Annotated in this window: 10 protein-coding genes and 2 pseudogenes; 5 read left to right on the top strand and 7 right to left on the bottom strand. The window is 63.4% G+C overall.

Annotated features, from left to right (window positions below; genetic code table 11):
* Positions 1 to 124: 124 nt before the first annotated feature.
* On the bottom strand, positions 125 to 484 hold the full coding sequence (locus BO226_RS26980) for a hypothetical protein (protein WP_071935023.1): 360 nt from the start codon (positions 482 to 484) through the stop codon (positions 125 to 127).
* Between the two features lie 4 nt (positions 485 to 488).
* On the opposite strand from BO226_RS26980, the gene BO226_RS08765 reads away from it, so the two are divergent.
* Both BO226_RS08765 and BO226_RS27660 read left to right on the top strand, forming a co-directional pair.
* Positions 489 to 2,111, top strand: coding sequence for an LGFP repeat-containing protein (locus BO226_RS08765; protein WP_232238090.1), 1,623 nt, complete (start codon positions 489 to 491; stop codon positions 2,109 to 2,111).
* A gap of 568 nt (positions 2,112 to 2,679) precedes the next feature.
* Positions 2,680 to 2,985, top strand: coding sequence for a hypothetical protein (locus BO226_RS27660; RefSeq protein ID WP_071935021.1), 306 nt, complete (start codon positions 2,680 to 2,682; stop codon positions 2,983 to 2,985).
* A 725-nt stretch (positions 2,986 to 3,710) separates the two neighbouring features.
* On the opposite strand, the pseudogene BO226_RS28025 reads toward BO226_RS27660, so the two are convergent.
* Positions 3,711 to 4,677: pseudogene (locus BO226_RS28025) on the bottom strand (recombinase family protein).
* A 294-nt stretch (positions 4,678 to 4,971) separates the two neighbouring features.
* On the opposite strand from BO226_RS28025, the gene BO226_RS27655 reads away from it, so the two are divergent.
* Positions 4,972 to 5,361: a hypothetical protein gene (locus BO226_RS27655; RefSeq protein WP_198040621.1), complete on the top strand. Its 390-nt coding sequence runs from the start codon at positions 4,972 to 4,974 to the stop codon at positions 5,359 to 5,361.
* A gap of 1 nt (position 5,362) precedes the next feature.
* Here the strand turns inward: BO226_RS27655 and BO226_RS08735 are convergent, their stop codons facing one another.
* The 3 genes from BO226_RS08735 to pepN all read right to left on the bottom strand — a co-directional run bounded on the left by BO226_RS08735 (position 5,363) and on the right by pepN (position 9,812).
* Complete coding sequence (locus BO226_RS08735) at positions 5,363 to 6,064, bottom strand: DNA alkylation repair protein (RefSeq protein ID WP_064851800.1); 702 nt, start codon at positions 6,062 to 6,064, stop codon at positions 5,363 to 5,365.
* A gap of 128 nt (positions 6,065 to 6,192) precedes the next feature.
* The gene (locus BO226_RS08730; RefSeq protein WP_071935018.1) at positions 6,193 to 7,323 is read right to left on the bottom strand and encodes a tyrosine-type recombinase/integrase; all 1,131 of its coding nucleotides are present in this window, start codon (positions 7,321 to 7,323) and stop codon (positions 6,193 to 6,195) included.
* A complete protein-coding gene (pepN, locus tag BO226_RS08725) occupies positions 7,320 to 9,812 on the bottom strand; it encodes an aminopeptidase N (protein WP_071936391.1) in 2,493 nt (830 codons plus the stop codon). Before pepN ends, BO226_RS08730 begins: the two co-directional genes overlap by 4 nt.
* A gap of 165 nt (positions 9,813 to 9,977) precedes the next feature.
* Here pepN and BO226_RS28015 point away from each other — a divergent pair.
* Positions 9,978 to 10,178 (top strand): annotated as a pseudogene (locus tag BO226_RS28015) (IS1380 family transposase); the annotation flags it as partial.
* 206 nt (positions 10,179 to 10,384) lie between these two features.
* On the top strand, positions 10,385 to 11,623 hold the full coding sequence (locus tag BO226_RS08715) for an ATP-grasp domain-containing protein (RefSeq protein ID WP_071935016.1): 1,239 nt from the start codon (positions 10,385 to 10,387) through the stop codon (positions 11,621 to 11,623).
* A 123-nt stretch (positions 11,624 to 11,746) separates the two neighbouring features.
* On the opposite strand, the gene BO226_RS08710 is transcribed toward BO226_RS08715, so the two are convergent.
* Together BO226_RS08710 and BO226_RS08705 are read right to left on the bottom strand one after the other, a co-directional pair.
* Positions 11,747 to 12,967 carry a pyridoxal phosphate-dependent aminotransferase gene (locus BO226_RS08710; protein ID WP_071935015.1) on the bottom strand — a complete coding sequence of 407 codons (1,221 nt, stop codon included), beginning with the start codon at positions 12,965 to 12,967 and terminating at the stop codon, positions 11,747 to 11,749.
* 477 nt (positions 12,968 to 13,444) lie between these two features.
* Positions 13,445 to 14,610, bottom strand: a protein-coding gene (locus BO226_RS08705; RefSeq protein WP_112320133.1) for an IS3 family transposase whose coding sequence is annotated in 2 segments (ribosomal slippage) — positions 13,445 to 14,335 and positions 14,338 to 14,610 — 1,164 coding nt in all. Because the reading frame shifts where the segments join, the coding sequence is not laid out codon by codon here.
* Positions 14,611 to 14,652: the final 42 nt, after the last annotated feature.

Here is a 14,652-nt window from a genome sequence, read left to right as displayed (position 1 = left end):
TACCAAAGTGATGCCTGATGCGTTTGCGCTTCATAGGAAAGCGTTTACGTTTTGAGGCAGCGATGGCGCCGCCGCTGACCCTGTACCACTCGAAAGACAGTAGGTGTCAGATGGATTTGCACACTCAGCGTGGTTCCTTCATGTCTCGACACAGATGGCTGGGCCGGTGTGTGGTCGCCGGCACGGCTGTGGTGAGGATTGCCGCCGGGGAGTCGGCAGCGCTCGCACAGCCGACCACCACCAGCCCGGCCGCTCCCACGACCACCACACTCTCGACCGCCCCAGACCTCGCACCGACGGACAGGCCAGTCGAGACCTCGGCTGATCCCTGCCTGGCACCCACGACCACACCGTCGTCCACCGCGACCGCGACGACGCCGCCATCCGTGCCGTGCGCGACGACTCCACCGGCGCCCGAGCCCGTGCCGACAATCTCGGCGACCGCTGCGGCGCCGCAGCCTGCGCAGGCCCCGGCGGTTCCCACGGAAGTGAGCACCCAGACCCCGGAATCGGGGCCGACAGAAGTACCACCGATCAGCAAGGTTCCCTACGCGTCGGGCCCCACGGAGAATCCGAACGCGACGATCGTGCCCGGACAGATGCGGTCCGACCGGCAGGAGATCCCGGAGCCGTTCACCAAGGCCGACGCCGACCTGGCCGAGACATTGGAGGCTCAGGCCCAGGCCTCCCGGTCTGCGTTCGCGCCGATGGCGTGTCAGTACTTTTGGCCGTCACCGCATATCGTGTGCGGGGCGATCCTCGACAAGTATCTATCCCTCGGTGCGGAGAACAGCTTCCTCAAGCACCCGATCAACGTCGAGCTGTCCAACCCCGACGGCATCGGATCCCGCCAGGAGTTTCTTGTCGGGCCAATCTACGCACATCCCACCGCCGGCGCTCACCCGGTCGTCAACAGCTTCATGACCAAATGGGGCTCGTTCGGCTGGGAGGCCAGCTTCCTGGGCTATCCCACCACCGATGAGATCGTCAATTCCGACGGGATCGGTCGCCGCCAGCACTTCCAGAACGCGGACATCTACTGGCACCCTGTCGCTTCACCTGGAGCAAATGTCATCGGTGGTGCGATCCGGGACAAATGGGCACTGACCGGTGGGGAGGGACCCGGCGGCCTGCTCGGGTACCCCATCACCGACGAGATCTGGGTCGGAGCCAGCAGCGAAGGCCGCATGAACCGCTTCGAACGCGGCGTCCTTTACTGGCACCCCAACCACGGAGCATGGCCCGTGACCAGTCCGGTCCTCGACGAATGGTCTACAGCAGGCTACGAGCAGAGCGTCTATGGATATCCTGTATCCGATGCGAGCCCGAACGACATCGGAGGAACGTTTCAGGCCTTTGAACATCGGGACATTGAAACGCCTCGTTCACCCGTCAGGTCAGCGTACTCCTGCATCGACGTTGCGCTTAGCACGGCCCAGGACTCCGGATTGACCTCCGGCTTCCAATTTGGTTGCACACCGTTCGGCGTAACGGTCACAGGCGCAGGCGGGCAGAATGTCTTCGTGGTACCGGATTCCGAGGAATTCAACCAGGCCCCGTCAATACCACGCCTCAACAACTCCACAATAGAGTGCGACACGATGGAGCCGACCAACATTTCCGCGCCGAGCTTGAACGGACCGCGTGTATCCAAGCATGTTGATTTGTGTATCGGTGCCGCATCCAGCTCGGGGCAGGTCGAGTGGAGCAAAGAGTTCGCCTTCCAAGTTGCAAACATTCTCGACAATAGGACTAACCAACGGGTCGAGACCAGAGTGACTACCCTCGGCTTCCCGTCACGAACTTTCGCTCTGACCTACCGAGTGCGACAGGATATTTCTAGAGCCGGGGATCGGACTGTAACGGAGAAGACCCTCGTTAATTCTGGGACGGACACCAATCCGGCATACAGTACCTATAATACTCCGCTCTCTGAGGGAAAATATTTCGTCGAGGTAATCAATCTCGGACTGGAGATTCCGTCGCTCGGATACGACCAAACATTTGGCGGGCTTCGGTTCGCGATCGGTCGGTACACTTGTTCGGAATATTCAGGAAGCGGGCCCGGCGACCTCTGCCAGTGGACAAACCCCATCGACGACCACACATAAACTGCGGCTCACGCGCAGCGAGCCAAGTGGGACATGGCCGAGCGGGAGTTTCACGGACGGGAAACCAACCAATTCTCGAAACTCCCGCTCCTTGTCGACCTGACGGTGCGCCTGATGCCATGGAGGTCCCGAGCCTCACCGAAGCGAGGTCGGGAAGGCGGACGATAGGCGGTAGCAAGGAAGCTCGCCCTAAAACACCTTTTCTTTTTATAACCTCAGTACGAGAGGTATCATGAGCTATTGGGACAACCTCTGCGAAACACGCTCCGTTTCCAGAATTCAGCAATTCGACCACATTGAAGAATCCGGGATCTCCAGTATCCTTATAAGGCCGTCGGGATACTTCTTGATAGAAATCGAAGGACAAACGTCAAGAGACGGAATTCTACGGTTTTTTCTTGCAACTGTCGCACCTATGGAATCGGCGTGGGAGGTGTTAGTCGACGGAGTCGAATACAGTCGCAATGTGGGACGAGTTGGGATGAGCTGGTTGAGGGCAGATGGAGAATCCTATACGACGTCTGCTCCCTACGTTCCGCGGCCACACTATCTCTGCCCATCTAACCTTGTGTTCTACGACAACCTGCCGATCTGGGGATCCACCATCGAGCGCTATGCTCGCGACTTCATTCCCGATCGCGTGTCTATGGGCAACGAGCGCTACAGTCGAATTTTGTTCCGTCCGGACGAACGTCGACAGAACGAGGGTAGTCGAGCGGAGATAATTATCGATTTGCTTCACCGGATAGCGGTCTACTACAAGATCGACCATCCCGATGGGGCAGGCATCGAAATGGCAGCCTCCAAGGCCCGAATCATATCCGAACCCGGGAATAGAGAGACCGAAGAGGTCTACGCGATCGATTTCCTTTAACGATCGGTCCCGTCGACTACCTTCTCCAGGTTCTCATCTGGAGAACAAACAGGTCCGCCGCTGGCCTGTACGCGCTCAGAGCCAGTTGCTACCGCTCGCACCGCATAAGAGACGCCCGGACCTAGGCCCGAGATATGATCTCTTTGCCCATCGTGGACGACGATCCTACGCCTCCAGGAGTGTGCAGCAGTGGACCACTACCATCGAGGTCGTGGCGTGGTTGATATTCTGTGCTTTCGGCGTTGTGGCATTGGTGGCGTGTGTGGTTCTGCCAAAGGGCTCCCGACATGAGCGGACCCCTGAATCCCCTTGGTTCTGGATGGTATTCCCTGTCACGTGCCTCATGATCGTAACCTCGGTAGGGGTCTTCATGGCCTGGCCACAGGCCATGAGCAGTTCCGGGAGTCTCTGGTGGGACTTGTCCGGTCCGAGAACACCGACAGGGCAATTCCTGTCGAGCGAGCAGTACCACGAGATCACCATGTGGAATCGGATGAGATGGCTGCTACCGGTGGCGTCTGTCGTAGGAATCGGGCTGTCCGTGTGGGCGTGGCGTCGAGGTCGCGTATAGGTGCACCTGCCCAACGTCGACGCAGAGTGTCGACGGCATGTGAATACTGACCCCGGCATGGCAGGCGGGCGAGTTCTGTTGCACCTGCGTGGGGTTTTGATTATGTGGACAACTCGGCGCGGGCAAGAGGCGGACCCAGGACCCGACTGGCCATTCAGGCATGTTCGGGGCACAGCAGCGTTGGGTCCGTTTGCCATCCGGCGTCGGTGAGCCACTGTTGTACCGGATCGGGCAGGACGTCGTTGGTGTCGATTTCGGCGGCGAATTCTCCGGCGAGGATGGGGCCGTCTCCACAGACGGTGCAGGCAACATCGACAGCAGGTTCTTCAGGTTGGCAATTGCGGCAATGGTTTCGAGCGACGATTTCGCCAGGGACGTCGAGGTCTCGGTGTAGCCAGGTGACGGCCACGTCGGCGCGTTGGTGAGCGGCCTCGGATCGGGTGCTGGGCTCGTGCCCGCAACTCGGGCAGGCACCCCGTGTCTTCCGCACCGGGACGGGGTGCTCGAGTATGTCCAGGCCAAGGTCGGTAGAGGTCGTTGTCTCGGAACCTGCCGATACATCGTCGGACTTGCTCAGGTGCCCATAAAGAGTGGTGCGGCGCACGCCGAGCAGTCCGGCGATCTGGGCGACGGTGTGCGTGTTGGCGTCGTAGAGACGTTGAGCGTGCTCGACCTGCTCGGCAGTGAGTTTCGGTGGGCGCCCGCCCTTGCGGCCGCGAGCCCTGGCTGCGGCAAGCCCATTGCGGGTGTTGGCCACGATCAACTCGCGTTGGAGCTCGGCGAGCACCGAGAGCATCCCGAACATGGCGCGGCCCTCTGCGGTGGCGGTGTCGATGCCCTGTTCGAGCACCTTCAGGCCGACGCCCTTTTTCCCGGAGTTCGGCGCCGAGGCCGATCAGGTGCAGTACCGAGCGGCCTAGCCGGTCGAGGCGTGTGATCGCGAGTTGGTCTCCCTGTCTCAGCAACCTGAGCACCAGATCCAGTTGGGGGCGGGATGCCTTCGCGCCGGAGGCGTGGTCGACGTGGATGTTCTCGTCGGAAACGCCGGCCCGGCGCAGCGCGTCGATCTGGTGATTCGGGTTCTGGTCGCCGGTCGAGACGCGGGCGTAGCCGATCAGCACGTGTCGACAATATCCGACGGTGAGGTTATCCGACGTAGTTTCTCGACACGGGTATTCAACATCCTCGACCTGGATAAACGGTTTCACGCTCAACCCTGTCGAGAAACGAAGGTTTTTCGACACAACCAAAGGTGGTGGTTACCGTCTCGGCCTCAACCCCCGCCACCTCCCGGCCGCCGGCCACTCCCGCGCGGTTCCACAGACCATAGGCGTGCACTCAGCCATATCCGCCCGATTTTTCCCGAGTACTACGGCTACCCCCTCGTGCTGCGGATACCGGCGATCGTGGCGACGGTGGCTGCGGTCGTGGTCGTCGCGCTGATCGCCCGCGAGCTGGGTGGTGATCGGCGTGGCGCTCGCCGCGCTCGTGCCGTCCGTCTCGGTGCCGATGTCCAACAGCGACGTCGGGGAACGGATCGCCGCGAGCACCGCGGGCGCGTACGAGGATCTGTCGGCGCACAGCCCAACCGCGCGTACGGCTATTTCCCTCTTCCCGACGAGTCGAGCACCGATGTGCTGTTCACCGGTGCCGACCCGTTCGACCTCGAACCGTATTTCACCGAGATCCGTGAGGTGCGCGGACCTGTGAGCGACGACATCGACGCCCGGGTGTGGCTGCTGACGGGAAGGACCACCGGGTGGCACGAGATCCGGCAGCAGATCCGCACACTCGACGTGGCGTGAGCTACGGCTGGGTGGCCTTCGCCTCGTTCTTCCGTTGCACCATCTCGCCGATCCAGGCCGGCGCGTACGGTGACGTGCAGCCCGGTGACGTCGGATAGTCCTTCAGCACCTCGAGGCGTTCGCCGATGTCGAGCGCGCGGGCCCGGTGGTCGGGGTGTTCGATGCCGACCTGCGCCAGGCACGTGTTCATCGCCCACTGCAATCGTTCGGGGGCGTCGCGCATCTGAGCGTCGATGATGTCGAGCAGGCCGGACAGGTCGAGGCCGTCGGCGTTCTTGACGACACGCTCGGCGGTGAGTGCCCAGCCTGCGCTCGCGACGATCGGATCTGGATCGGTCATCCATCGCCCGCGCAGCTCCTCCGCGTGCGGGTTCTTCTTCACGACGTAGTTCACGAACCAGTCGTGCACCTTCGGGGTGCCGGTCTCACGGACCATCGTGTCGAGTTCGTCGGCGGTGAACGCCTTCGGGCGGCAGATCAGCAGCGCGAGCAGCCGGGCGGCGGTGTCGCCGGTGGCCCAGAGTTGCTGCGCGAGCTCGTGCTGCGTCTTCACCCGCTTGGCGACGGCGCGCAGGGCGCTGAGGTTCACGCCGTGGTCGTCGCCGTGTTTCTCGTTCACCGCGCGGATCTTCGGGTCGTCGAGTGCAGCGAGTTCGGTGAGCAACTCGTCGATGGTCGGAGCGTCCGTTTTCGTCTGTGCCACCGCGATCTCCTGTCCGTATGTCGGTCGCGCCTCAGCCTACGAGCGTCGGGCGACGGCCTGGGCTGGTTCCATCGTCGATTCGGGTGGGTTCGGCGTCGCTGAGTGGGATCGGATCCACCCGGATCCGTTCACAGGCCGAGTTGGGTGACCGCGTTGCCGACGAGACCGGCGTGGTGGCGGCTGTACAGCGCGACCATCCGTTCGTCCGCGTGTCCGGTCTGCGTCATGATCGTCTGTGTGGTCGCGCCGCCGCGCACCGCCTGGGTGACGAACCCGGCCCGCAGGCTGTGCCCGCCCAGGGTGGCGACGAGGTCGTCGCTGAATCCGGCGCGGCGGGCGCGGCGCTGGATCATCGAGTGCACGGACTGCCCCGACAGCGCGGTCGTCCCCACCGCGCCGCTGTGGTGCACCGGCCGGAACAGGGGCCGGTCGCCGTCCTGCGTGCGCCCGGCCGCCAGACCACGGCAGCAGTGCTCGGCCGGGTCGGCCGCGGCGGTACCGAGCAGGTCGACGACGGCCTCGCGTCCGGACTCGTCCCACGCGTCGAGCACCTCCCGCCAGCGTCTATAGGCACACACCGGACAGGTGTGCGGATCGGACCCGTACGGCAGGGTGACCGTGCGGCCGCGCGCACTGCGGTCGGTCTTGGACCGGCGGACCGTCACGTAGAGCCCGTCGGCGCGGTGCGGGACGACGTCGGAGACGACGAGCCCGGTGAGCTCCGAGCGGCGCAGCGCCCCGGCCAATCCCATGAGCAGCAGCGCCGCGTCGCGACGTTCGGCGACGCGTTCGGCCCACCCTCCGTCGGCCGCCTCGACGCGCATCGCGGAGAGGATGGTGCGGATGTCGTCGGTGAGCAGCGGGGTCCGGCGCGCCGGCGGGGTGGCCCGATCGCGTCGGATGCCTCGCAGCAGGTCCCGGACCGATTCGTGCCCACCGGGTTTCGGTAGGCCCGCCAGGGCGTGCATCTTGTTGATGGTCGACACCCAGCGCGACAGCGTCGACGGCGCGTACGCCCAGCGTCCATCGGGGCGCACTTCGGCGGCCTTCTCGGTGAGGAACCAGCTCAGTTGCTCGGCGGTGGCCGGCATCGGACTGTGCCCGGTGCGTTCGCACCAGCGGGTGAAGATCGTCCAGTCGCCGATCTGGGCGGCGCGGGTGTTCTCCGAAGTCGCCTTCTCCCGCAGTCGCCGCATCGCGGTGGCGACCGTGTCCGGGACCGCGGGCCCCTCGGGACGGGGCAGATCCGGGCTGGTCACGGCGTGTTGATCCTCTGGACACGCAGGTCGCGGGCGAGATGATCGCGCTGTTCGATGACCAGGCGCCGCAGCGCGGCCGGGGCATCGGTGTGGGCCTCGAGCCAGGTGTCGACGGGTTCGAGGCTGTCGGCCGCGGGAAACAATCCGACGACGATGCGGCGGGCGATCTCGATGCTGCGGCTCGTCCACGTCTCACAGAGCACCGCGAAGTAATCGGTGTCGTAGGCGGAGATCAGGTCGCGGCGCTCCCCGGCGCGGAACCCGGCGATGGTCGCGTCGAGGTGGTCGTTGGTGAGGGTGTGGTCGGCGAGGATCGTCGCCCACGCGTGCGCCTTGACCTCGGCGCGCGGGCGAGAGGCGAGCGCGCGCAGGTGCGCGGTGCGTCCCGAGGCGGTGTCGTCGTTGCGCAGTTCCTCGTCGAGGTCGGCCTCGTCGGCGTCGCCGGTCGTGGTCAGCGCTGCCCACCAGCTCCATCGCAGGTCGGGGTCGAGGCGCAGGCCCTCCGGCGGTGCGAGGTTGCCGCACAGGATCGCTCGCAGGTCGGCGGCGTGCCGGTCGTCCACGCTCGCCGCGACACCGAGCGCGCGGGCGAATGCCAGCTGGGCGTCGCTGCCGGGTGCGACACCGTGCATTCCGTCCCAGGCCGCGTCGAGCCAGCGACGCCGCGCATCGGTGCGCGCCGAGTCCGGCACATAGTGTTCGACGGCCTGGGCCGCGTTGGCAAGCACCGCGGTGAGCAGCGCGATGTCCGCCTCGTACGGGGCGAACCCGGCGGCCATCGACAGATAGCGGTCGACGGCGAGTTCCCCGTCGCGGGTCGCGTTCCACAGCGCCGACCACAGCAGTCCGCGCGCGAGCGGTTCGCGGACGCGGTCCAGGGAGGACTCGACCGTGTCGAGCGACCGCGTGTCGAGGCGAACCTTGGCGTAGGTGAGGTCGTCGTCGTTGAGCAGCACCAGCGCCGCCTCGGGCAGGTCGACGGGGGTGCGTTCGTCGGCGAGGTCGACCTCGACGCGGTGGGTGCGGACGAGGTCGCCGGAGTCGTCGGAGTCGTAGCAGCCGACGGCGAGGCGATGCGGGCGCGGATCGCCCTGCACGATCTCGTACCCGGTCCCGGACTCCTCGAGATGCAGGGTTGATACGCCGGTGGTCTGCAGCCACGCCTGCGCCCACGACGTCAGGTCGCGGCCGGAGGTGCTCGACAGTTCGACGAGCAGATCGTCGAGGGCGGTGTTGCCGAAGGCGTGCTTGCGGAAGTACCGGCGGGCACCTTCGAAGAAGGCGTCGCGGCCGACATAGGCCACGAGCTGCTTGAGCACGCTCGCGCCCTTGGCGTAGGTGATGCCGTCGAAGTTCAGCTTCGCGGCCTCGAGGTCGACGATGTCGGCGACGATCGGATGCGTCGTGGGCAGCTGGTCCTGCAGATACGCCCAGGCCTTGCGGCGGTTCGCGAAGGCCACCCACGCGTCGGTGAACTTGGTGGCCTCAGCGCTGGTGAAGGCGCCCATGAAATCGGCGAACGACTCCTTCAGCCACAGGTCGTCCCACCACTTCATGGTCACCAGATCGCCGAACCACATGTGGGCCATCTCGTGGAGGATCGTGTTCGCGCGACCCTGATGCTGGGCGGCGGTGGCGGCACCGCGGAAAACGTACGCCTCGGTGAAGGTGACGCAGCCGGGGTTCTCCATCGCACCGAGGTTGTATTCGGGCACGAACACCTGGTCGTACTTGCCGAACGGATACGGATAGTCGAAGTGCTCGGCGTAGAAGTCCATGCCCTGCCGGGTGACCTCGACGATCTCGTCGGCGTCGAGATGCTCGGCGAGTGACGCGCGGCACAGCACTCCCAGCGGCACCGTCAGCTCGTCGCGGCTCCACGACGCGTCGACCCGGTGGTACGGGCCGGCGACGATCGCGGTGATGTAGGTGGAGATCGGCTGGGTCGGCGCGAACGTCACGGTCTGGGTGTCGTCGCGCTGCACCGTGCGCTCGGCGGCCTCGTTCGAGAGCACCTGCCAGCGGCGCGGGGCCGTGACCACGAAGGTGAACGGCGCCTTGAGATCCGGCTGTTCGAAGCACGCGAACACGCGACGGGCGTCGGCCGGTTCGTACTGGGTGTAGAGATAGGTTTCGCCGTCGACGGGGTCGACGAAGCGGTGCAGCCCCTCCCCCGACCGGCTGTACCGGCCGGTCGCGACGACGGTGACGACGTTGATCTCCTTCAGACCACCGATGGTGATCCGCGCGCCGTCGTAGACGACGGGCACGAGCTCACCGTTGATCGTCACCGACTCGACGGAGTCGCCGATGAAATCGAGCCAGGCCTCGTCGGTGGAGGCGGTGAATTCGAGCGTCGTGACCGTGGGGAATCCGGTGCGTCGGGCGTCGACGGCACCCCGCAGGTCGAGTTCGACGCGGTAGGAGTGCACGTCGAGTGCGCGGGCGCGCGCGGCGGTTTCGGCACGGGTCAGATTCGCGGAGCTCACGAGTCCCGATCCTGCCATCACGCGCCCGGACCCGGCGGTATTAGCCTGAATCCACCGATGCCCCCGGCGGGTAGCGGCGTGTCGAAATAAAGAAAGCGCCCCCTGAACTGGGATGATTGATGTTCTTCACGCACAAACCAGTCCAGTTCAAGAAAGGCACTTCCAGTGCAAGTGTCCCACACGTTCAACGCCGAGTCCGCACTGTTCGACGACGACAACATCGTGTCGTACGGCGGCCTGATACCGGTGATGACCTTGGCGCAGCTGACAGGCCTGTCCGACCTGCTGACCGAGAAGATCACGATCACCACCTCGAAAGTCAAATCCGGGGCAGCGAACCCCGCTCCGAAACTGACCACCCTGATCGTGCAGCAGTCCCCTTCGCCACGGGCAAGGGGTGCACATCGTTCCCTCCACAATCGCCTATCTGACCTGCGAACAGATCGACGATTTAGCGGCAGCGGCGGGCTTCAGTCGAGTATCCCGGACCGCGGACTGGAACGGCCATGCCTTTACTGACCAGTCCCGCAAACATATTTCCACGTATGCACTCAACAAGGAGATCTAGGACTATGACTGATCATGTGATGATCCTGAATCGGTGGGTCGACGAGTATGCCCAGTACGAAAAATACGTAGATCACACCCAACACACGGTCACCTACATCGCGACCAAAGTCGGCGTTGGCGGGATCCCCGTGTTCGCGAAAGACTTTCGACAGGTGGACTCTACGGACTCCTTTGAGACCGTTCTTGCTGCAGCAAACTCCCTGGTCGCCGAACACGGGATGCCGGACTATGTAATCGCCCTTTACGAGGACGACACCATCGTCGCTGCTCAACTGCGTGAGAGGTTCGGTTGCCCGGGCCCCAAGGTCGCGGACATCGTGAGATTCCGGGACAAACTTCATCAAGCACGAGTGATGGAGAAAGCAGGCATCCGGGCGCCCCGATTCGTCGCGGTCGAGGACCATGAGGACATCCGTGCGCTAGCGCAGGAAGTCGGGTTCCCGATCATCGTCAAACCTACCCTCGCGTCGTCATGCGTCGGCGTGACTGTCGTCAGATCCGCACAGGAAATTTCGAGGGTCGTACTCGATGACCAATACGTCTACATCGCTCAGTCCTACATCGATCTACCGACCTACAACATCGACGGACTCTACTCTCAAGGCGAGATAGTTCGCATCGGCACATCACGGAACTTCAACACCTGCCTGGAATTCCAAAGCGGAGGTTTCCTAGGATCGTTGGAGATCGATGATTCTCCCCTTCGACGCGGAATAGTTGATTATATCGATTCCGTTCTCAAAGCAATGTGCAGCAATGATGAAACAATTGTGTTCCACATCGAGATCTTCGTCGACCACAACGCTATGCCGGACCAGGCATGCACTTTTCTTGAGATGGGCTCGAGAGTCGGCGGCGCGGGAATACCCTTCGTGTGGCGCGAGATCTACAAGTTCGATCTGATGTGGATGCAATACGAACTCTCCTGCGGCCGTGGAATCAGCGCAGTAACGACAGGTCAACCTGAAGGCCGTGCAGGTTGGTTGCTTATGCAACTGCCTTATGAGCGGCCCTGCCGGATCGAGTCGGTGACGTCGATGATCGGTGTCACCCCGGGCCCTTATGCAGAGGCGCTCCCTGAACCGGGGCAGGTTGTTCCACTGACGAACACATTCTTCGAACATGTCGCCGGCCGCTTCCGTCTTTCCGGTGATAATTACACCGAACTGTTCGAGAACATGATGGCGACCGTGGAGGGCTTTTCGATCGAAGCCAGCCCCTATAGGTCAGAGGCTAGATAACGGGGTAGCGTCGAACGACCGGAAGTTCTGCGGCCAGCTCAGGAATGCCGGAGCGTCGACTGCCAGTCCCCCGCCGGAGGAAGGGCGAGCATAGACCCATCGCCCTTCTTCCCAGCCGGAGGGCTATTGCCGATAGTGGCTCAAGAAGTTGCCGAGGCGATCGAGCGCCGTACCGAGCTCATCGACCCTCGGCAGGGTCACCAGCCGAAAGTGGTCGGGCTTGGACCAGTTGAATGCCCGGCCGTGACTGATGAGGATCTTTTCCGAGCTCAGGAGGTCCAGCGCGAACTTCTCGTCGTCGACGATGCCGAATCGATCGGTATCAAGGCGCGGAAACAGGTATAGCGCGCCTTTTGCTTGCTCACAACTGACACCGTCGATCTTGTTGAGCATCCGGTGAGCGAGGTTGCGCTGTTCGGTCAACCGCCCCTTCGGCAGAAGCAGGTCGTTGATGGATTGATAGCCGCCGAGCGCCGTCTGAATGGCATGCTGCGCCGGGACATTGGCACACATCCGCATATTGGCGAGGAGCTTGATGCCCTCGATGAAACTGAAGGCGCGGTGACGTGGACCGGTAATGGCCAACCAGCCCGCGCGGAACCCGCACACCCGGTAGGCCTTGGACAGCCCCGAGTAGGTCAAACACAGGACGTCGCTGCCGGTCAATGAAGCCAGATTGGTTACGTCCTGGTTGTCGTAGACGATTTTCTCGTAGATTTCGTCCGCGAACAGTACGAGGTCATGTCTGCGTGCGATGTCGGCGAATCGTTGGAGCACTGCCGGCGAATAGACGGCACCGGTGGGGTTGTTCGGATTGATCACGACGATGCCCCGGGTGCGGTCGGTGATGCGCGCCTCGAGGTCTTCGAAATCCGGAGCCCAGGCGCTGGATTCATCCGTCAAGTAGTGCACCGGTGTTCCGCCCGCAAGCGCCACGGACGCAGTCCACAGCGGATAGTCCGGTGCTGGAATGAGGATCTCGTCCTCAGGATCACACATCGCCTGGAGGGTCATCGTGATCAGCTCGGAAACACCGTTTCCGAGGTAGACATCGTCTACGTCGAGTGCAGTAATGCCCCTGCTTTGGTAATACTGCACCACCGCAGTCCGGGCGGAGAACAATCCGCGTGAATCGCAGTATCCCTGAGAGGTGGGGAGATTCCGGATCATCGCCATCATGATCTCGTCGGGAGCTTCGAACCCGAACGGCGCCGGGTTGCCCACGTTCAGCCGGAGGATAGTGTGACCCTCGGCTTCGAGTTCTTCTGTCTTGTCCAGGATGCGTCCGCGGATGTCGTATCGCACCTGTTCGAGTTTGCGAGCCTGGTTGATGGGGCTACTCATTGAAGGGCGCTCTCCCGGGTTGATTTTGGCATGGGCGTCAACTCACCTTTCCGGTCGGGCAGTGCTCGAAGACGAGTGGTTCGGTGGCCGAAGCCATAAGGACCGGCGCTGAAGTGGGCCGGTATCGGCTTCGAAAACTCTCAAAGTGAAGCGTCCCGATGGCAGTTGTATAATGACGAACCCAACTTATCAAACCCGTCGTCCTGTTTTCGACCTGTTCGACATGCGTGGCGGTGGCACTGGTCGCGGCGCCAGCGACACTTCTGCTACTTGTGGTCGCCGCCCAATTCTTCGAAGACCAGCGCTGATAACCCTCCGATCTGCACAAGGTATGTCAACGACCCGCCGCCCATCGGGCTGGCCAGGACTTCACCGCATTCCACCACCCTTATAGCTCCACTCCCGGTAGCGGTTCAGCCGAGAACCGCGTCGTCCCAGTGCAGGTGGGACTGCTGCACGATCCGGTGACAGATTCGGTCACGCAGCCTGTGTGGCTGGTGTGGTCATGATGGTCTCGAACTCGACAGGCGTCAATCTGCCGAGCCGGAGCTGACGTCGCCGGCGGTGATAGGTCCGCTCGATCCAAGTCACGATCGCGATGCGCAACTGCTCGCGTGTGGCCCATCTCTGCCGGTCGAGGACGTTCTTCTGGAGCAGCGCAAAGAACGATTCCATCGCGGCATTGTCGCCGGCCGCACCCACCCGACCCATCGATCCGACCAGGTCGTGGCGGGCGAGGGCGCGGACAAATTTCCGGCTGCGAAATTGCGATCCACGGTCGGAATGAACCACACATCCGGCAACCGAGTCCCGCCGTGCCACTGCCGATTCGAGGGCCGTGACAGCCAGACGGGATTTCATCCGATCGCTGATCGAGTAGCCGACGATCCGGTTCGAGTACACGTCCTTGACCGCACACAGGTAGAGCTTGCCTTCCTCGGTTCTGTGTTCGGTGATATCGGTGAGCCACAAAGTGTTTGGAGCATCCGCGGTGAAGACGCGGCCGACGAGATCATCGTGCACCGGCGGCCCGGAGCGGCCCTTCTTCGAGCCACGTTTCTTGCCGAACACACTCCACCACCTGTTGGTCGAACAGATCCGCCACGCCGTGCGGTCCGACATCGACTCGCCCGCATCGCGGGCTTCGTCGGCGAGGAACCGGTAGCCGAACTCCGGGTCCTCGCGGTGGGCGTCGAACAGGGCGTTCGCCCGGTACGCCTCCTCGAGTTCGGCGTCGGTGACCGGGTCGGCGAGCCACCGGTAGTACGGCTGGCGCGCGATCCCCAGAACCCGGCACGTCACCGCGACGGGAATCCCGCCGGCGGCCAGCTCGCGGACGAGCGGGTACATCATTTTCCCGGAAGATTCGCCTGTGATAGATACGCCGCGGCCCGCCGCAGCACTTCGTTCTCCTGCTCAAGCAACCGGATCCGCTTTCTCAGCTCGCGGTTCTCTCTGGACTCCTCGTTCGTCGTCCCTGGCTTGGTGCCGTCCTCGACGTCGGCATTCCTGAGCCAGTTGGTCAGGCAGGATTCGCTGATGCCGAAGTCGGCGGCGATCTGCCGCAGGTGCTGACCTGGTTCGCGGTTGCGGGCCACGCGGACGACGTCGTCGCGGAACTCTTTCGGATAGGGCTTGGGCACGGGGTCCATCCTTCCAGCAGTGCCTCACGGCACCACAGTTCA

This window comes from Rhodococcus sp. 2G (assembly GCF_001886355.1).
Taxonomy (GTDB): Bacteria; Actinomycetota; Actinomycetes; order Mycobacteriales; family Mycobacteriaceae; genus Rhodococcus; species Rhodococcus pyridinivorans.
The sequence above is the reverse complement of the archived record's forward strand: the minus strand, read 5'-3'. Positions and strand labels throughout refer to the sequence as shown.

What these genes read in the sequence shown, in the direction of transcription:
- BO226_RS08710 (WP_071935015.1), bottom strand. Translation starts at nt 12,967, where the DNA reads ATGAGTAGCCCCATCAACCAGGCTCGCAAACTCGAACAGGTGCGATAC.
- BO226_RS08715 (WP_071935016.1), top strand. Translation starts at nt 10,385, where the DNA reads ATGACTGATCATGTGATGATCCTGAATCGGTGGGTCGACGAGTATGCC.